Genomic DNA, 15,237 nt, shown 5'->3' with positions numbered 1-15,237 from the left:
TCATATGCTGTTTAACCAGCGTCTGATATCGGCGGGTAAGGCGAGAGTCAATCCCGCCAACAGATAGGTTGAAATCATTCTGCAAAGTAATAACAGGTATCACGATAAATGTGTAGATACCTATGCCCCCAGGGGCGGCCGGTCATGACCCAGGAGCAGCAACAGGTCTTCGTGCTAAACGGCATCCAAACCCAGAGCGGCTACTGTTATAATCTCATCAATGAACAGGTATCAATGGCGGGTCTGGTGGATGTAGTACGTCTGTCACCGCAAGATCTGTCGACGCCAGAACAGGTGGCGCTATTTCGCGCCAACCACCAGGGGGAACACCCCGCGGCGCTCAGCGGTCAGAAGGACTGCAACGGTTACTGGCGCCGCATCCCCGGTCTGGCGCTGGTGGAGTAACACCGTTAATGGGTTAGGCATGATGCCGCCGATAAGGCTGTTGAACCACACCGGCGTGGCTGTGCTCCCGCGCCGGCGGCACGGCGGCAACGCCGCGGCACGACGGCGATCATGCCCGCCCGAGACGCTACGCCCTTACCTGGGCAATAGATAATGCGTCGCGCATTACGGCGGGGAACAGACCTGGCACCCTACGCCTTAGCGGTCGTCAGCGCCGAATAACCACAATAAATAATGGGCTATCGCTGCCTGATGTTTTAGTTAATACTCATGGTTATCATTAGCCGCCAAAGTTGCGGCGTAGACAACCTGTGAGTATGCTCATGCTGACCAAACAGACACCCATTCCATTTTCCGTGCTGGATCTTTCCCCGGTGCCGCAGGGCGCGACGCCGCGCGATGCCTTCAACGCCTCTCTGGATTTGGCGCGCCACGCCGAGCGATGGGGCTACCATCGCTATTGGATGGCGGAACATCACAATATGACCGGCATCGCCAGCGCCGCCACCTCGGTATTGCTGGGGCATATTGCCGGCGGCACCACGACCTTGCGCGTCGGCTCCGGCGGCGTCATGCTGCCCAACCACTCGCCGCTGGTGATTGCCGAACAATTCGGCACCCTGGAGACGCTCTACCCCGGCCGGGTGGATTTGGGGCTGGGTCGCGCGCCGGGCACCGATCAGCGCACCATGCTGGCGCTACGCCGCCACCTTGCCAATGAAGTGGACAATTTCCCGCACGATGTACAGGAATTAATCGGCTACTTCGACGATGTCAAACCGGGCCAGCCGGTACAGGCGGTCCCGGGGCAAGGGCTGCATGTGCCGATTTGGCTGCTTGGTTCCAGCCTATACAGTGCGCAATTGGCGGCGGCGATGGGCCTGCCCTTCGCCTTTGCTTCTCATTTCGCGCCGGACATGTTGTGGCAGGCGCTGAGCCTGTACCGCGAGCATTTTAAACCGTCGCGCGCGCGCTGGCGGAGCCTTATGCCATGGTGTGTATCAATGTGATCGCCGCCGACAGCGAGCGCGACGCCCGCTTCCTGTTCACCTCGATGCAGCAGCAATTTATCAACCTGCGCCGCGGCCGGCCTGGCCCGCTGCCGCCGCCGGTGAGCGATATCGAGGCGCTGTGGTCGCCGGGTGAGCATTATGGCGTGGAGCAGGCCCTGCGGCTGTCGGTGGTCGGCGATGCCGGGCAGGTTAAAAGCGGACTGGAGGCGCTGGTGCAGGACACCGGCGCCGATGAGCTGATGATCAACGGTCAGATTTTTGATCATCAGGCGCGCCTGCGCTCATTTGACATTGCCATGTCGGTACGGGAACACTTGCGAGGCTGAGCCGCGCGAGCTCAGGCGGCGCGGCGTATGTCGTACACGCCGCCTGAACCCTTCACCCGACGCATGCCGAGGTCGTCGCCCACACTCACTTCCCTGGTCAGTGTCGAGGACGCTGCCCGAACCATCAAGCCGGTAAATGCCGAGAACACCATCAGCTCTCATCGACCCGATAAAGGCCAAAAAAAACCCGCCGAAGGCGGGTTTTTAATACCAGGCGCGGCCGCAGGCTTATTTGCCGCGAGCCGGGCGCCACCCGAAGGTGACGTCTCGCCGAGTCATTTGGGATTACGCGTCACCGCCGAAACGACGGCGGCTGGCCGGTGCGGTGTCGCCATCGCGACGCGGCGCGCGTTGACCATCACGGCGTTCGCCGCCGTAATTGCCACGACCACCGGCGCCTGCAGCCGGGCCGCCGCGACGCTCGCCGCCGCGCGACTGCGCTTCACCCACGAACTGCATATTCATCGGCTTGTTCAGAATACGCGTGCGGGTGAAGTGAGACAGCATTTCCCCCGGCATGCCTTTCGGCAGTTCAATGGTTGAGTGGGAGGCGAATAATTTAATATTGCCGATATAGCGGCTGCTGATATCCCCTTCGTTGGCGATCGCGCCGACGATGTGGCGAACTTCCACCCCATCATCACGACCCACCTCAATACGATAGAGGTCCATTTCGCCCACATCGCGACGTTCACGGCGCTGCGGACGTTCGCCACCTTCCCGGCGCTCGTCGCGCTCGCGGAACTCACGGCGCGGACGGCGATCAATCACCGGATCCGGCGGCAGGATCAGCGGGCGTTCGCCCTGGGCCATTTTCAACAGCGCTGCGGCCAACGTTTCCATATCAAGCTCTTCCGCCGGCTGCAATTTTGCCAGCAGCGCGCGGTACAGATCAAGATCGCTGCTTTCCAGCTGGTTTTGCACCTTGGCGGCGAACTTGGCCAGACGACGGGTGCTCAGCACCTCGGCGGTCGGCAGGTCCACTTCCGGGATGGTCAGCTTCATGATGCGCTCAATATTGCGCAGCAGACGGCGCTCGCGGTTTTCCACGAACAGCAGCGCCCGGCCAGCGCGGCCGGCACGACCGGTACGGCCGATACGGTGCACGTAGGATTCGGAATCCATCGGAATATCGTAGTTCACCACCAGGCTGAGGCGATCAACGTCCAGGCCGCGGGCGGCGACGTCGGTAGCAATCAGAATGTCCAGACGGCCATCCTTCAGGCGATCCAGCGTCTGCTCGCGCAGCGCCTGGTTCATGTCGCCGTTCAGGGCGGCGCTGTTATAACCGCTACGTTCAAGCGCTTCGGCCACTTCCAGCGTCGCGTTTTTGGTGCGCACGAAGATAATGGCGGCGTCGAAATCTTCCGCTTCCAGGAAACGCACCAGCGCTTCGTTCTTGCGCATACCCTGAACCGTCCAGTAGCTCTGGCTGATATCGGGACGGGTGGTCACACTGGACTGGATACGCACTTCCTGCGGTTCATTCATGAACCGGCGCGTGATGCGGCGAATCGCTTCCGGCATGGTGGCGGAGAACAGCGCGGTCTGATGCTCCGCGGGCACCTGCGCCAAAATATTTTCGACGTCTTCGATAAAGCCCATGCGCAGCATTTCATCGGCTTCGTCCAGCACCAGTCCGCTTAAATTGGACAAATCCAGCGTACCGCGCTTCAGATGATCCAGCAGACGGCCAGGGGTGCCGACCACGACCTGCGGGCCCTGGCGCAGCGCGCGTAATTGCACGTCATAACGCTGACCACCGTACAGGGCGACCACGTTGACGCCTTTCATATGCTTGGCGAAATCGGCGCAGGCTTCTGCCACCTGTACCGCCAGTTCGCGGGTCGGTGCCAGAACCAGCACCTGCGGCGCGGCGAGTTCAGTTTTGATATTGTGCAACAGCGGCAGGGCAAAGGCCGCGGTTTTGCCGCTGCCGGTCTGCGCCATCCCCAATACATCACCGCCGGCCAACAGGTGCGGAATACAGGCAGCCTGGATGGGTGACGGCTTTTCATAACCGAGATCGGTCAGTGCATTCAGGATAGGGGTTTTCAGCCCCAGATCGGCAAAAGAGGTTTCTACTTCAGACATGTACACGTGCCTCATTTCTTAATGGCGGCCAGTCTAAATACCTCGTCGTGAAAATTTTCATTCATTTTCATCAAAAGTGTGAACCGGCTCAAATTGGATTTATAACGAAAAAAACAAGCCCTCACCCTCGCAGGTGAAAAAAAAAGAGAATGCAGGCTGCTTAAGTTTTGTTCGTCAGCTATTGCTGGTCCGATTCTGATAGGTCGTCTTGCCCTTGGCCCAATAGCGCCAATTCCAACAATGCATAGCGGTGCTCAACAAAGTTATGTACGTTGTTAGCAACCGTCAGTTTGAACAGCGCCGAAGCGGCGTTCTTGTCCCCCAGACTCAGGTAGTGTTTACCTAAATAGAAGTCAGTTTCACTGAGATGCTCGGCGAGCGAAGTGTTATCCGTTGCGTCCGCCTTGAGGCGCGCCATTAGCGTCGATTCGCTAATGTCCTTCAGGTAGAACTCGACAATATTCCATCCCCATTGCCCTTTATTCGCCCTCACATAACGGCTTTGTAGCGCGTTAAGCGCTTTCCCATCGTCGATTTTTTTCTCGACCAGGAAAAGCCACAGCGAGCGGAAGGGATCGTTTGGGTCGTCGCGATAAAACGCCTGCAGATCATCCTGCGCTAAACGGTAGCGGCCGCCGTAATACAGGGCGATGCCACGGTTTAAATACGCGTAGTTGTAAGTTGGATCAAGCTCTAGTACAGAATCAAACGCTTCATAGGCGGCATCATAATTACCCGCCTGCGTTAAGTATATGCCAAGATAATTGAAAACTTCCGGCATATCGGGTCGGATTGCCAGCGCTTGTGAAAAATCATTGCGCGCCAGCGCTCTCAGCCCAAGACTATCATACAGCACTCCGCGCTCATATAATAGCTGTGCGCGTTCATCATCGGTAAGGGCCCGGCTCGCCAGTATTTGTTCCATACGCGCCAGGATGACTTCTTGCTGTAGCGTCGGCTGCAAAGGAACGGCCAGAACGCTATCTTTACTCCGCCAATCACTGTTGCTGCATCCTGCCAGCATTAACGCCATTGCAACGAACCACCAGCGCAAGTAAGGCCTCATTTCCCACTCCCGAAGAAAAACATTGGATGAACGTCCTGTCCCCCATCGGCTTAACACAAGGCGTCCCGCCCTTGTGATACGAACAGCTCCCCACCGGGGCAAGGAGCTGTTAAATGCGCTAACAGTTTAAGGCTATTCTGCTTCAGGCACCGCGGCGTCCTGGCTGGGGGCACTGGCTTCCTTAATACTCAGGCGAACGCGACCCTGACGGTCCACTTCGAGGACCTTAACCGGCACTTCCTGGCCCAGTTCCAGATAATCAGCCACTTTCTCTACACGCTTATCGGCAATCTGGGAGATATGCACCAGCCCTTCTTTGCCACCACCGATGGCAACAAAGGCACCGAAATCGACGATGCGGGTCACTTTACCGTTGTAAATGCGGCCCACTTCGATTTCAGCGGTGATCTCTTCGATGCGACGGATGGCGTGACGGGCTTTATCGCCGTCGGTGGCCGCCACTTTCACGGTGCCGTCATCTTCGATTTCGATCGTCGTGCCGGTTTCTTCCGTCAGCGCGCGGATAACCGAACCGCCTTTACCAATCACGTCCTTGATCTTATCGGGACTGATTTTGATGGTATGAATACGCGGCGCGAATTCGGAAATATCGCCGCGCGGCGAGCTAATCGCCCGTTCCATCACGCCCAGGATGTGCATACGCGCACCCTTGGCCTGATTCAGCGCCACCTGCATGATTTCGCGGGTGATGCCTTCGATTTTAATGTCCATCTGCAGCGCGGTAACGCCTTCACGGCTGCCGGCAACTTTGAAATCCATATCGCCCAGATGATCTTCATCACCCAGAATATCGGATAATACGACAAAGTTGTCGCCTTCTTTCACCAGGCCCATGGCGATACCGGCAACGGCCGCCTTAATGGGCACCCCGGCGTCCATCAGCGCCAATGAAGCGCCGCACACGGAGGCCATGGAGGAGGAGCCGTTCGACTCGGTGATTTCCGATACCACGCGCACGGTGTAGGGGAATTCGCTGGCGTTCGGAATTACCGCCAGAACACCGCGTTTCGCCAAACGGCCGTGGCCGATTTCGCGACGCTTCGGCGACCCCACCATGCCGGTTTCACCGACGCAGTACGGAGGGAAATTATAGTGTAGCAGGAAACGGTCTGTCCGTTCACCCGTCAATTCATCAATATTCTGTGCATCACGCTCGGTGCCCAGGGTGGCGGTGACCAGCGCCTGGGTTTCACCGCGGGTGAACAGCGCCGACCCGTGGGTACGCGGCAATACGCCGGTGCGCACGTCCAGGCCGCGAATCATGTCCTTTTCCCGACCGTCGATACGCGGTTCGCCACGCAGCACGCGGCTACGCACGACGCTTTTCTCAAGCGCGCCCAGGATGTCCTTGATCTCACCTGCGTCCAGCGTCTCATCCTGGCCCGTTAAGGCTTCTACGACATTCGCTTTGATAGCGTCAACCGCGGCATAGCGCTCTTGCTTCTCGGTGATACGGTAGGCGTCGCCCAGACCGGATTCCGCCAGCTCGGCGACCTGCGCCTGCAGGTCGGCGTTAACGTCCTGCGCCTGCCATTGCCATTTCGGCTTGCCGGCTTCAGCCACCAGCTGATTGATGTTGTCAATCACGACCTGCTGATGATCGTGGCCATAGACCACGGCGCCGAGCATTTGATCTTCGCTCAGCAGTTGCGCTTCGGATTCCACCATCAGCACGGCGTTCTGGGTACCGGCAACGACCAGATCCAGACGGCTTGTCGCCAGTTCGGCCTGAGTCGGATTCAGCACATACTGGTCATTGATGTAGCCCACGCGTGCGGCGCCGATAGGGCCGCTGAACGGAATGCCGGACAGGCTCAGCGCGGCGGAAGCGCCAATCATCGCCACGATATCGGGGCTGACCTGCGGGTTAACCGAGACCACGGTGGCGATAACCTGCACTTCGTTCAGGAAACCTTCCGGGAACAGCGGACGGATCGGACGGTCAATCAGGCGCGAAATCAGCGTTTCGCCTTCGCTCGGGCGGCCTTCGCGGCGGAAGAACCCGCCCGGGAAACGGCCGGCGGCGTAGGTCCGCTCCTGATAGTTGACGGTCAGCGGGAAGAAGCTCTGTCCCGGTTTTGCTTGTTTGGCGCCCACGACGGTCACAAATACCGCCGTGTCGTCCATGCTTACCATGACTGCGGCAGTCGCCTGACGGGCCATCATACCGGTTTCCAGCGTGACGGTATGCTGGCCGTATTGAAACTTGCGAACAATCGGATTTAGCAAAATGATTTCCTTTTTCAAAGTGCGCGGCGCTTTCAATCAGACCGCCCACTGTTGACTAACAACCTTCTCATCGCATCCTCGCGACTAATGACAATCCTTATCCCGACGGATAAAGCCTCTCATTAGCCGCGCGAACCTCAGCAATGGAAGAATCTACTTAGCATTCACCGCCGCGCGGGTGAGCCCCTGTCACGGGATGAGCGCTGCCTAGAAGAAAGGGGCCACATAAGGCCCCTTGCTCCTGAAACTGTCTGGCTTAGCGACGCAGACCCAGGCGTTCGATAAGGCTGGTGTAACGCGCCACATCTTTGCCCTTCAGGTAGTCGAGCAACTTACGACGTTGTGAAACCATACGCAGCAGACCACGGCGGCTGTGGTGATCTTTTTTATGTTCCGCAAAATGGCCCTGCAAATGGCTAATCTGAGCGGTTAAAAGAGCAACCTGAACTTCAGTGGAACCGCTGTCTTTGGCATCACGGCCGAAATCAGTAACAATTTTCGCTTTCGCTTCAACACTTAGAGACATTATAACACTCCAAAATGATTGTGAAATAGATGGGCGCCGATCTCTAATTCAGCCACCCGCTTCATAAGCCGCGCTATTCTACTCTCAGCCCGTGCCGATCGCAAGGCGATTACATGATCAGGCACGCGGTTCCGCTATCAGGCGGCGCGGCGTCAGCCGGCCCGGTGCGGCGATTTCGCCGATGCCGAAAAAGCGCCCGGCGTCCCCTTCGGTCAGGCGTACCAAACCGGTCTGCGGCTGCGCTGTAACCGCTACCGTTTGCCCCAGGCGCACCCGCGCGGCGAGATCAGACGGCAAATTGACCGCCGGCATATCCGCCACCGCGCTGTCCATCGGCAACAGCAGCGCGTCCAGCTGCGTCAGGGTTTCCGGCGCTTCCGGCGCATCGGCGGCAATGGCCTTCAGCGCCGCAAGCGTGACCATACGCTCGGTGGGATAGCGGGCAACCGCCAGCCGACGCAGCGCCGTGACGTGGGCGCCGCAGCCGAGACGTTCACCCAGATCATCAATAATGGTGCGGATGTAGGTGCCTTTGGAACAATGAATTTCCAGTTCCACCTGCGTTACATCCCAGTGGTGTAACTGTAACTCGTAGACGTGAATAGGACGCGCTTCACGCTCTACCGTAATGCCTTTGCGGGCGTACTCGTACAGCGGACGCCCCTGATGTTTCAGCGCGGAAAACATGGACGGCACCTGGCTGCTTTCACCACGGAAGTGGTTCAGCGCCGCCTCCAGACGTGCCTTATCCAGCGATACCGGGCGGACGCTGACCGTCTGGCCCTCGGCGTCGGAGGTATCGGTGCGTTCGCCGAGCCGGGCGGTGACCCGATAGCGTTTATCCGCCTCCAGCAGATGCTGGGAAAACTTGGTCGCCTCGCCGAGGCAGACGGGCAGCATGCCGGTCGCCAGCGGATCCAGCGCACCGGTGTGCCCAGCCTTATTGGCGCGAAACAACCGTTTGACCTTTTGCAACAGATCGTTGGACGAGATCCCAAGCGGTTTATCCATCAGGACGATGCCGTCAATATCACGGCCACGGCGACTTGGAAGGCCCATCAGTCTTCCTTATCCTCGCTATCCGTCTCATCCGCCGGGCTTGCGCCCCGGCGCAGGCGGTCATTTTGCACCACCTGGCTTACAAGATTAGACATGCGCATACCTTCAACCAGCGAATTATCGTAGGCGAAGGTCAATTCAGGCACCACGCGCAGGCGCATGGCTTTGCCCAGCAGGCTGCGGATGAAACCCGCCGCATCCTGCAGCGCCCGGACCCCTGTTTTGACCTGCTCAGGGGTATTGTCGTTCAGAAAGGTAACGAACACTTTGGCATAAGCCAGATCGCGCGACACTTCTACGCCTGACACCGTCGCCATGCCGACGCGGGGATCTTTGATTTCGCGCTGCAGGATGATGGCGATTTCTTTTTGCATCTCCTGGGCGACGCGCTGGGTGCGGCTATATTCTTTGGCCATGGTAAATTCTCCAGACAAGCAGGGGGGCTGTTCGCCCCCCTGTGATGTGCGCTGCCGATAACGCGTTATCAGGCAATGGTACGTTGGATCTCGATGGTTTCAAACACTTCGATGACGTCGCCTGAGCGAACGTCATTATAGTTCTTGACGCCGATGCCGCATTCCATGCCGTTACGCACTTCGTTGACGTCGTCTTTGAAACGGCGCAGCGACTCCAGTTCACCTTCGTAGATCACCACGTTTTCACGCAGGACGCGGATCTTGTTGTGACGTTTCACCACGCCTTCCGTCACCATGCAGCCCGCGATAGCGCCAAATTTCGGCGAACGGAACACATCGCGCACTTCCGCCAGACCGATGATTTCCTGTTTGTATTCCGGCGCCAGCATGCCGCTCATCGCCTGTTTGACTTCGTCAATCAAGTCGTAGATGACCGAGTAATAGCGCAGATCCAGGTTTTCCGTTTCGATAACGCGACGGGCGGACGCATCGGCACGCACGTTAAAGCCCAGCAGGATAGCGTTGGAGGCTGCCGCCAGCGTCGCGTCGGTTTCGGTAATGCCGCCCACGCCGGAGCCGACAATCTTCACCTTCACTTCATCGGTGGACAACTTCTCAAGCGCGTCGCTGATCGCTTCGGCGGAACCCTGCACGTCAGATTTCAGCACGATGTTCAGCTCGGACACTTCCCCTTCGGTCATGTTGGCGAACATGTTTTCCAGCTTGGACTTCTGCTGGCGCGCCAGTTTAACTTCGCGGAACTTGCCTTGACGGTACAGCGCCACTTCACGCGCTTTCTTCTCGTCGCGCACCACCGTCGCTTCATCACCGGCGGCCGGCACCCCGGACAGGCCGAGGATCTCAACCGGAATCGAGGGGCCGGCGGAGGCCACATCACGACCCACTTCGTCGCGCATGGCGCGCACGCGGCCGTACTCGAAACCGCACAGCACAATGTCGCCCCGGTTCAAGGTGCCTTCACGCACCAGCACGGTAGCAACCGGGCCACGGCCCTTATCCAGGAAGGATTCGATAACCACACCGCTGGCCATGCCGTTGCGGATTGCTTTCAGCTCCAGCACTTCCGCCTGCAGCAGGATGGCGTCCAACAGCTCGTCAATGCCCGCGCCGGATTTGGCGGAAACATGTACGAACTGGCTTTCGCCGCCCCACTCTTCTGGAATGACGCCGTATTGGGTCAACTCATTCTTGACCCGATCGGGATCCGCTTCCGGTTTATCGATTTTGTTAACCGCGACCACCACCGGCACTTTGGCCGCCTTGGCGTGCTGAATGGCTTCGATGGTCTGCGGCATGACGCCGTCGTCGGCGGCCACCACCAGCACCACGATATCCGTCGCCTGTGCGCCACGGGCGCGCATGGCGGTAAAGGCCGCATGCCCCGGGGTGTCCAGGAAGGTGATCATGCCGTTATCGGTTTCCACATGATAGGCACCGATATGCTGGGTGATGCCGCCCGCCTCGCCTGCCGCCACTTTGGTAGAGCGGATATAATCCAGCAGCGAGGTTTTACCGTGGTCGACGTGTCCCATGATGGTCACCACCGGCGCGCGGGATTCCGCGGCGGCGGAGCTGCCGGTGTCGCGATCGGACATCACCGACTCTTCCAGCTCGTTCTCACGGCGCAAAATCACCTTGTGACCCATTTCTTCCGCCACCAATTGCGCGGTTTCCTGATCGATCACCTGGTTGATGGTCGCCATGGCGCCCAGCTTCATCATCGCCTTGATGACCTGTGATCCTTTCACCGCCATTTTGTTGGCCAATTCCGCAACCGTGATGGTTTCGCCGATGACCACATCGCGGTTCACCGCCTGCGCCGGCTTGTTGAAGCCCTGCATCAGGGTGCTCGGTTTACGCTTGCCCTTGCCGCCACGGCCCACGGCACGCGCTTCTTCGCGATCGGCCTTGGATTCAGACAGGCGGCTGGTCTTTTTCTGCTTGGTCGCTTTTCCGCCGCGGGTGCGGCTGCGGCGATCGCCTTCCACTTTGCGATCGTTTTCGTCTTCGGCTTCCCGGGCGTGATGGGAGGTCGTGACGTGATAATCAGTGGTATCTTCCTCCGCCGGCTCAGGCGCGTTATCCCAGGTGCCGCCGCGTTCTTCGGCCATACGGCGCGCTTCTTCCGCGACCTCGCGAGCCTTCTCTTCGACCTTGCGACGCGTTTTCTCTTCCGCTTTGCGTCTAAGCTCTGCGGCTTCGGCTTCACGGCGAGCTTTTTCAGCCGCCTGTGGTGACTTGGTCATAGTATTGGTCTGCTGGTTAGTCAATTTATCACTTTCCGCTGCCACACGTTTCGCCTGTTCAGCGGCCTCACGCTTGGCCTTATCTTCAGCCGCGCGTTTTGCTTTTTCTTCAGCGTCGCGCTGCGCTTTTTCGGCAGCGTCGCGCTGGGCCTGCTGCTGAGCCAGCTCTTCCGCTTCACGTCTGGCCTGTTCTTCCGCTTCAGCCTGCTCCTGCGCCTGCGGATCGCGTTGCACATAGGTGCGCTTTTTGCGCACTTCAATTTGCACCGACTTACTTTTACCGCCGGTGCTGGGAATATTCAAGGTGCTACGCGTTTTGCGCTGCAAAGTTAATTTATTGGGCGACGCGCCGCGATCGCGGTTTAGGTGCGCCAGTAAGGTTTCTTTTTCCTGCTGGGTCACAGAATCTACTGCGGTTTTATCAATGCCCGCATCAGCAAATTGCTGTACCAGGCGATCGACCGGAGTCTGTATTTCAGCGGCGAGCGATTTTACGGTTACATCTGTCATGCTGTTCCTTTCCTGCTACAGTTTATTACGTGTTGTCGCCAAACCAGCAAATATTGCGCGCGGCCATGATAAGCTCGCCGGCTTTTTCACTACTCAGCCCTTCAATATCTGACAGATCGTCGACACCCTGTTCGGCAAGATCTTCCAGCGTACAAACACCACACGCCGCCAGTTTGAACGCCATGTCGCGCTCAAGTTCAGGCAGACCCAGCAGGTCTTCAGCCGGTACGCCCGCGCCGCGATTCTCTTCCTGCGCCAGCGCAAGCGTGGTCAGCGCATTCTTCGCCCGTTCGCGCAGCGCTTCCACCGTTTCCTCATCGAGCCCTTCAATTTCCAGCAGTTCGTTTATCGGAACGTAGGCCAGCTCCTCAAGGGATGAGAAACCTTCTTCCACCAGTACAGTCGCGAACTCTTCATCGATATCCAGATTGCGGGTAAAGATATCGATGGCCGCATGGGCTTCAGCTTGATGTTTTGCCTGCAGATCTTCTACCGTCATTACATTTAGCTCCCAGCCGCTGAGCTGGGAAGCCAACCGGACGTTTTGCCCGTTGCGGCCGATAGCCTGGGCCAGATTGCCCGCTTCTACCGCGATGTCCATGGTGTGCTTGTCCTCGTCCACCACAATGGACGCGACATCGGCAGGCGCCATGGCGTTGATAACAAACTGGGCCGGATTATCATCCCACAGCACGATATCAATACGTTCGCCGCCCAATTCGCTTGAAACCGCCTGAACGCGCGCACCGCGCATACCGACGCAGGCGCCGACCGGATCGATGCGCTTGTCGTTGGTCTTCACGGCGATTTTCGCCCGTGAGCCCGGATCGCGGGCGGCGGCCTTGATTTCAATCACTTCTTCACCGATTTCCGGTACTTCTATGCGAAACAGCTCGACCAGCATCTCCGGCCGTGACCGGCTGACAAACAGCTGCGCGCCGCGCGCTTCCGGGCGGACCGAATACAACACGCCGCGGATACGGTCGCCGGGACGGAAATTTTCCCGCGGCAGCATGTCCTCGCGGCCAATGACCGCTTCAGCATTGCTGCCCAGATCGAGGCTGATGCTGTCCCGATTCACTTTTTTCACCACGCCGGTGACGATCTCGCCTTCGTGGCTGCGGAACTGATCGACCACCATCGCCCGTTCGGCTTCACGCACTTTCTGCACGATGACCTGTTTGGCGGTCTGGGTGGTAATGCGGTCGAACACCACCGATTCGATCTCGTCTTCGACATAGCCGCCAAGCTGCGCCGTAGGATCGTCAAATTGCGCCGCGTCCAGCGTGATTTCCCGGGTGGGTTGCGTCACTTCGTCCACAATGAGCCAACGGCGGAAGGTATCGAAGTCCCCCGACTTACGATCGATGCTGACGCGAACTTCGATTTCCTGTTCGTATTTTTTCTTCGTTGCCGTGGCCAGTGCCGTCTCTAGCGCCTCGAAAATCTTTTCTCGCGGGACGGCTTTCTCGTTGGACACTGCCTCAACAACAGCCAGAATTTCTTTATTCATCCTAGTTGCCTCAGTAAAACGTTAAAAGTGGGGTACCAGGTTCGCTTTCTGAATATTGTGCAAAGCGAACACTTCATCTTTTCCATCCACCGTCACCGTGATCATTTCACCGTCGACCGCTTTGATGGCCCCCTGCCATTTACGGCGGTTTTGCACCGCGATACGCAACACCACGCTGACGTCGCTACCGGTAAATTGGCGATAATGCGCGGCGGTAAACAGCGGGCGATCCAGACCCGGTGATGAGACCTCAAGGCTATAGGCCACGGAGATAGGGTCTTCGACGTCCAGTACCGCGCTGACCTGGTGGCTTACATCAGCACAATCATCAACGGTGATGCCCTCGTCACTATCGATATAAATACGTAGCGTCGACTGGCGGCCACGAATGAATTCAATACCCACCAGCTCAAACCCCAAGGCTTCCACGGGTGCAGTGATCATCTCAGTCAATTTTTGTTCTAATGTGGACAAGGCCACCCCCAAGACATAAAAAAAGGGCTAATTAGCCCAGTATTACTGTAGTGAAATAACAAAAAACCCCGAAAAGATCGGGGCGTTAAGTGACTGGACCCTGTAAACCGCAGGCGGCTTTGAAACCATTCCAGAAGAATCATTTTTCAAACGCCTGTGATGGTAAACCTAACGCCTACAGACAGTATATTTGAAAAAGCACTCTAAGGGAATGTGGTTGCGGGGGCCGGATTTGAACCGACGACCTTCGGGTTATGAGCCCGACGAGCTACCAGGCTGCTCTACCCCGCGTCCGAAAACGCTGAAAATACTACGCTGATAACCCCAAAAAAGCAAGTTATCTCTGGGATTGGTACCGAGGACGGGACTTGAACCCGTAAGCCCAATCGGGCACTACCACCTCAAGGTAGCGTGTCTACCAATTCCACCACCTCGGCACTTTCTATCGGTTCTTGCGCTTCTTTACGATTGCCCTGTCGGGCAACGCTTAACGCTTACTGCGGAATATCACTACCCGGTTTCGCCGGCGCTTCGGCTGGTGCCTTATCCGCCTGCTGAGCCTGATTCAGGTTATCCCACTGGCTGCCTTTCTGACCATGATTGCTGCTCAGGTTGCCCAGCACCAGGCTGAGAACGAAAAACAGCGTTGCCAGCACGGCCGTCATACGGGTCATGAAGTTACCGGAACCGCTTGAACCGAAGCAGGGTGCCAGAGGCGCCTGCACCGAACGAGGCTCCCATATCAGCACCTTTACCTTGTTGCAGCATGATCAGCGCAACCAAGCAGACCGCTACCAACAGGAATATGACTAACAGAGCTTGGTACATAATCTTTCAGTATCCTTGCGGTAACCACCGCACGTTAAGCTATCGCAGCCCCAATACAGCACCTGATGTCACCGACTGAAGCGGGTGTGAATACTAACCAAAGCGCCCCTCGCGTGCAAGGGCATTTTACGGCTGGCTGACCGTTTGCGGAAAAAAACGCCAGTGCCGCTCGCCGCTTAAGCGTCGCCGCCGGTCAACGTCACCGGCCAGGACCACGGTGGGCGCTGACGCCCTGTCACTGCCCCCGTAAATTGCCGCCTCGGCAGAACGCCTCAGCGCCGGGCCTTACGCCTCAGCCTGCGGCTTTCATTACCTCAGCGCCGGGCCCTTCACCTTAGCGCGCGGCGTTCACCGCCTTAGCGCCATAGGTATCTACACATTTATCGTGATACCTGTTATTACTTTGCAGAATGATTTCAACCTATCTGTTGGCGGGATTGACTCTCGCCTTACCCGCCGATATCAGACGCTGGTTAAACAGCATATGACG

At 57.9% G+C, this 15,237-nt stretch carries 9 protein-coding genes, 2 tRNA genes and 3 pseudogenes; 2 read left to right on the top strand and 12 right to left on the bottom strand.

The genetic code is table 11. From position 1 onward, the window contains the following. Positions 1–111: 111 nt before the first annotated feature. Together CINSTRO3249_RS05410 and CINSTRO3249_RS05405 are read left to right on the top strand one after the other, a co-directional pair. Positions 112–405 (top strand): annotated as a pseudogene (locus CINSTRO3249_RS05410) (U32 family peptidase); the annotation flags it as partial. A 323-nt stretch (positions 406–728) separates the two neighbouring features. Continuing rightward, positions 729–1,744 (top strand): annotated as a pseudogene (locus CINSTRO3249_RS05405) (luciferase-like monooxygenase). 285 nt (positions 1,745–2,029) lie between these two features. On the opposite strand, the gene CINSTRO3249_RS05400 reads toward CINSTRO3249_RS05405, so the two are convergent. From CINSTRO3249_RS05400 to secG, 12 genes and pseudogenes are all read right to left on the bottom strand, one after another. After that, positions 2,030–3,838, bottom strand: coding sequence for a DEAD/DEAH family ATP-dependent RNA helicase (locus CINSTRO3249_RS05400; protein ID WP_074012498.1), 1,809 nt, complete (start codon positions 3,836–3,838; stop codon positions 2,030–2,032). A gap of 178 nt (positions 3,839–4,016) precedes the next feature. Then, on the bottom strand, positions 4,017–4,904 hold the full coding sequence (gene nlpI, locus CINSTRO3249_RS05395; protein WP_074012497.1) for a lipoprotein NlpI: 888 nt from the start codon (positions 4,902–4,904) through the stop codon (positions 4,017–4,019). A gap of 132 nt (positions 4,905–5,036) precedes the next feature. Next, positions 5,037–7,154 (bottom strand): polyribonucleotide nucleotidyltransferase, encoded by a 2,118-nt coding sequence (gene pnp, locus CINSTRO3249_RS05390; protein ID WP_074012501.1) that lies wholly within the window; start codon positions 7,152–7,154, stop codon positions 5,037–5,039. Positions 7,155–7,410: 256 nt separating this feature from the next. Continuing rightward, the gene (gene rpsO, locus CINSTRO3249_RS05385; RefSeq protein ID WP_074012496.1) at positions 7,411–7,680 is read right to left on the bottom strand and encodes a 30S ribosomal protein S15; all 270 of its coding nucleotides are present in this window, start codon (positions 7,678–7,680) and stop codon (positions 7,411–7,413) included. Between the two features lie 117 nt (positions 7,681–7,797). After that, the gene (gene truB / locus CINSTRO3249_RS05380) at positions 7,798–8,739 is read right to left on the bottom strand and encodes a tRNA pseudouridine(55) synthase TruB (protein WP_074012495.1); all 942 of its coding nucleotides are present in this window, start codon (positions 8,737–8,739) and stop codon (positions 7,798–7,800) included. Continuing rightward, positions 8,739–9,155 carry a 30S ribosome-binding factor RbfA gene (gene rbfA, locus CINSTRO3249_RS05375; RefSeq protein ID WP_074012494.1) on the bottom strand — a complete coding sequence of 139 codons (417 nt, stop codon included), beginning with the start codon at positions 9,153–9,155 and terminating at the stop codon, positions 8,739–8,741. Before rbfA ends, truB begins: the two co-directional genes overlap by 1 nt. 68 nt (positions 9,156–9,223) lie before the next feature. Next, positions 9,224–11,932 (bottom strand): translation initiation factor IF-2, encoded by a 2,709-nt coding sequence (gene infB, locus CINSTRO3249_RS05370; RefSeq protein ID WP_074012493.1) that lies wholly within the window; start codon positions 11,930–11,932, stop codon positions 9,224–9,226. A gap of 25 nt (positions 11,933–11,957) precedes the next feature. Further along, entirely contained in the window at positions 11,958–13,445 is a 1,488-nt protein-coding gene (gene nusA / locus CINSTRO3249_RS05365) for a transcription termination factor NusA (protein ID WP_074012492.1), read from the bottom strand. Positions 13,446–13,466: 21 nt separating this feature from the next. After that, on the bottom strand, positions 13,467–13,919 hold the full coding sequence (gene rimP, locus CINSTRO3249_RS05360) for a ribosome maturation factor RimP (RefSeq protein WP_074012500.1): 453 nt from the start codon (positions 13,917–13,919) through the stop codon (positions 13,467–13,469). Positions 13,920–14,133: 214 nt separating this feature from the next. Next, positions 14,134–14,210: transfer RNA gene (locus CINSTRO3249_RS05355), tRNA-Met, on the bottom strand. A gap of 59 nt (positions 14,211–14,269) precedes the next feature. Next, positions 14,270–14,356, bottom strand: a tRNA-Leu gene (locus CINSTRO3249_RS05350). Between the two features lie 57 nt (positions 14,357–14,413). Then, a pseudogene (secG, locus tag CINSTRO3249_RS05345) lies at positions 14,414–14,747 on the bottom strand (preprotein translocase subunit SecG). Between the last annotated feature and the right edge of the window lie 490 nt (positions 14,748–15,237).

The sequence above is a fragment of the Candidatus Sodalis sp. SoCistrobi genome (genome assembly GCF_900143145.1).
GTDB lineage: Bacteria > Pseudomonadota > Gammaproteobacteria > Enterobacterales > Enterobacteriaceae > SoCistrobi.
This window is presented reverse-complemented; position numbering and strand designations above follow the sequence as displayed.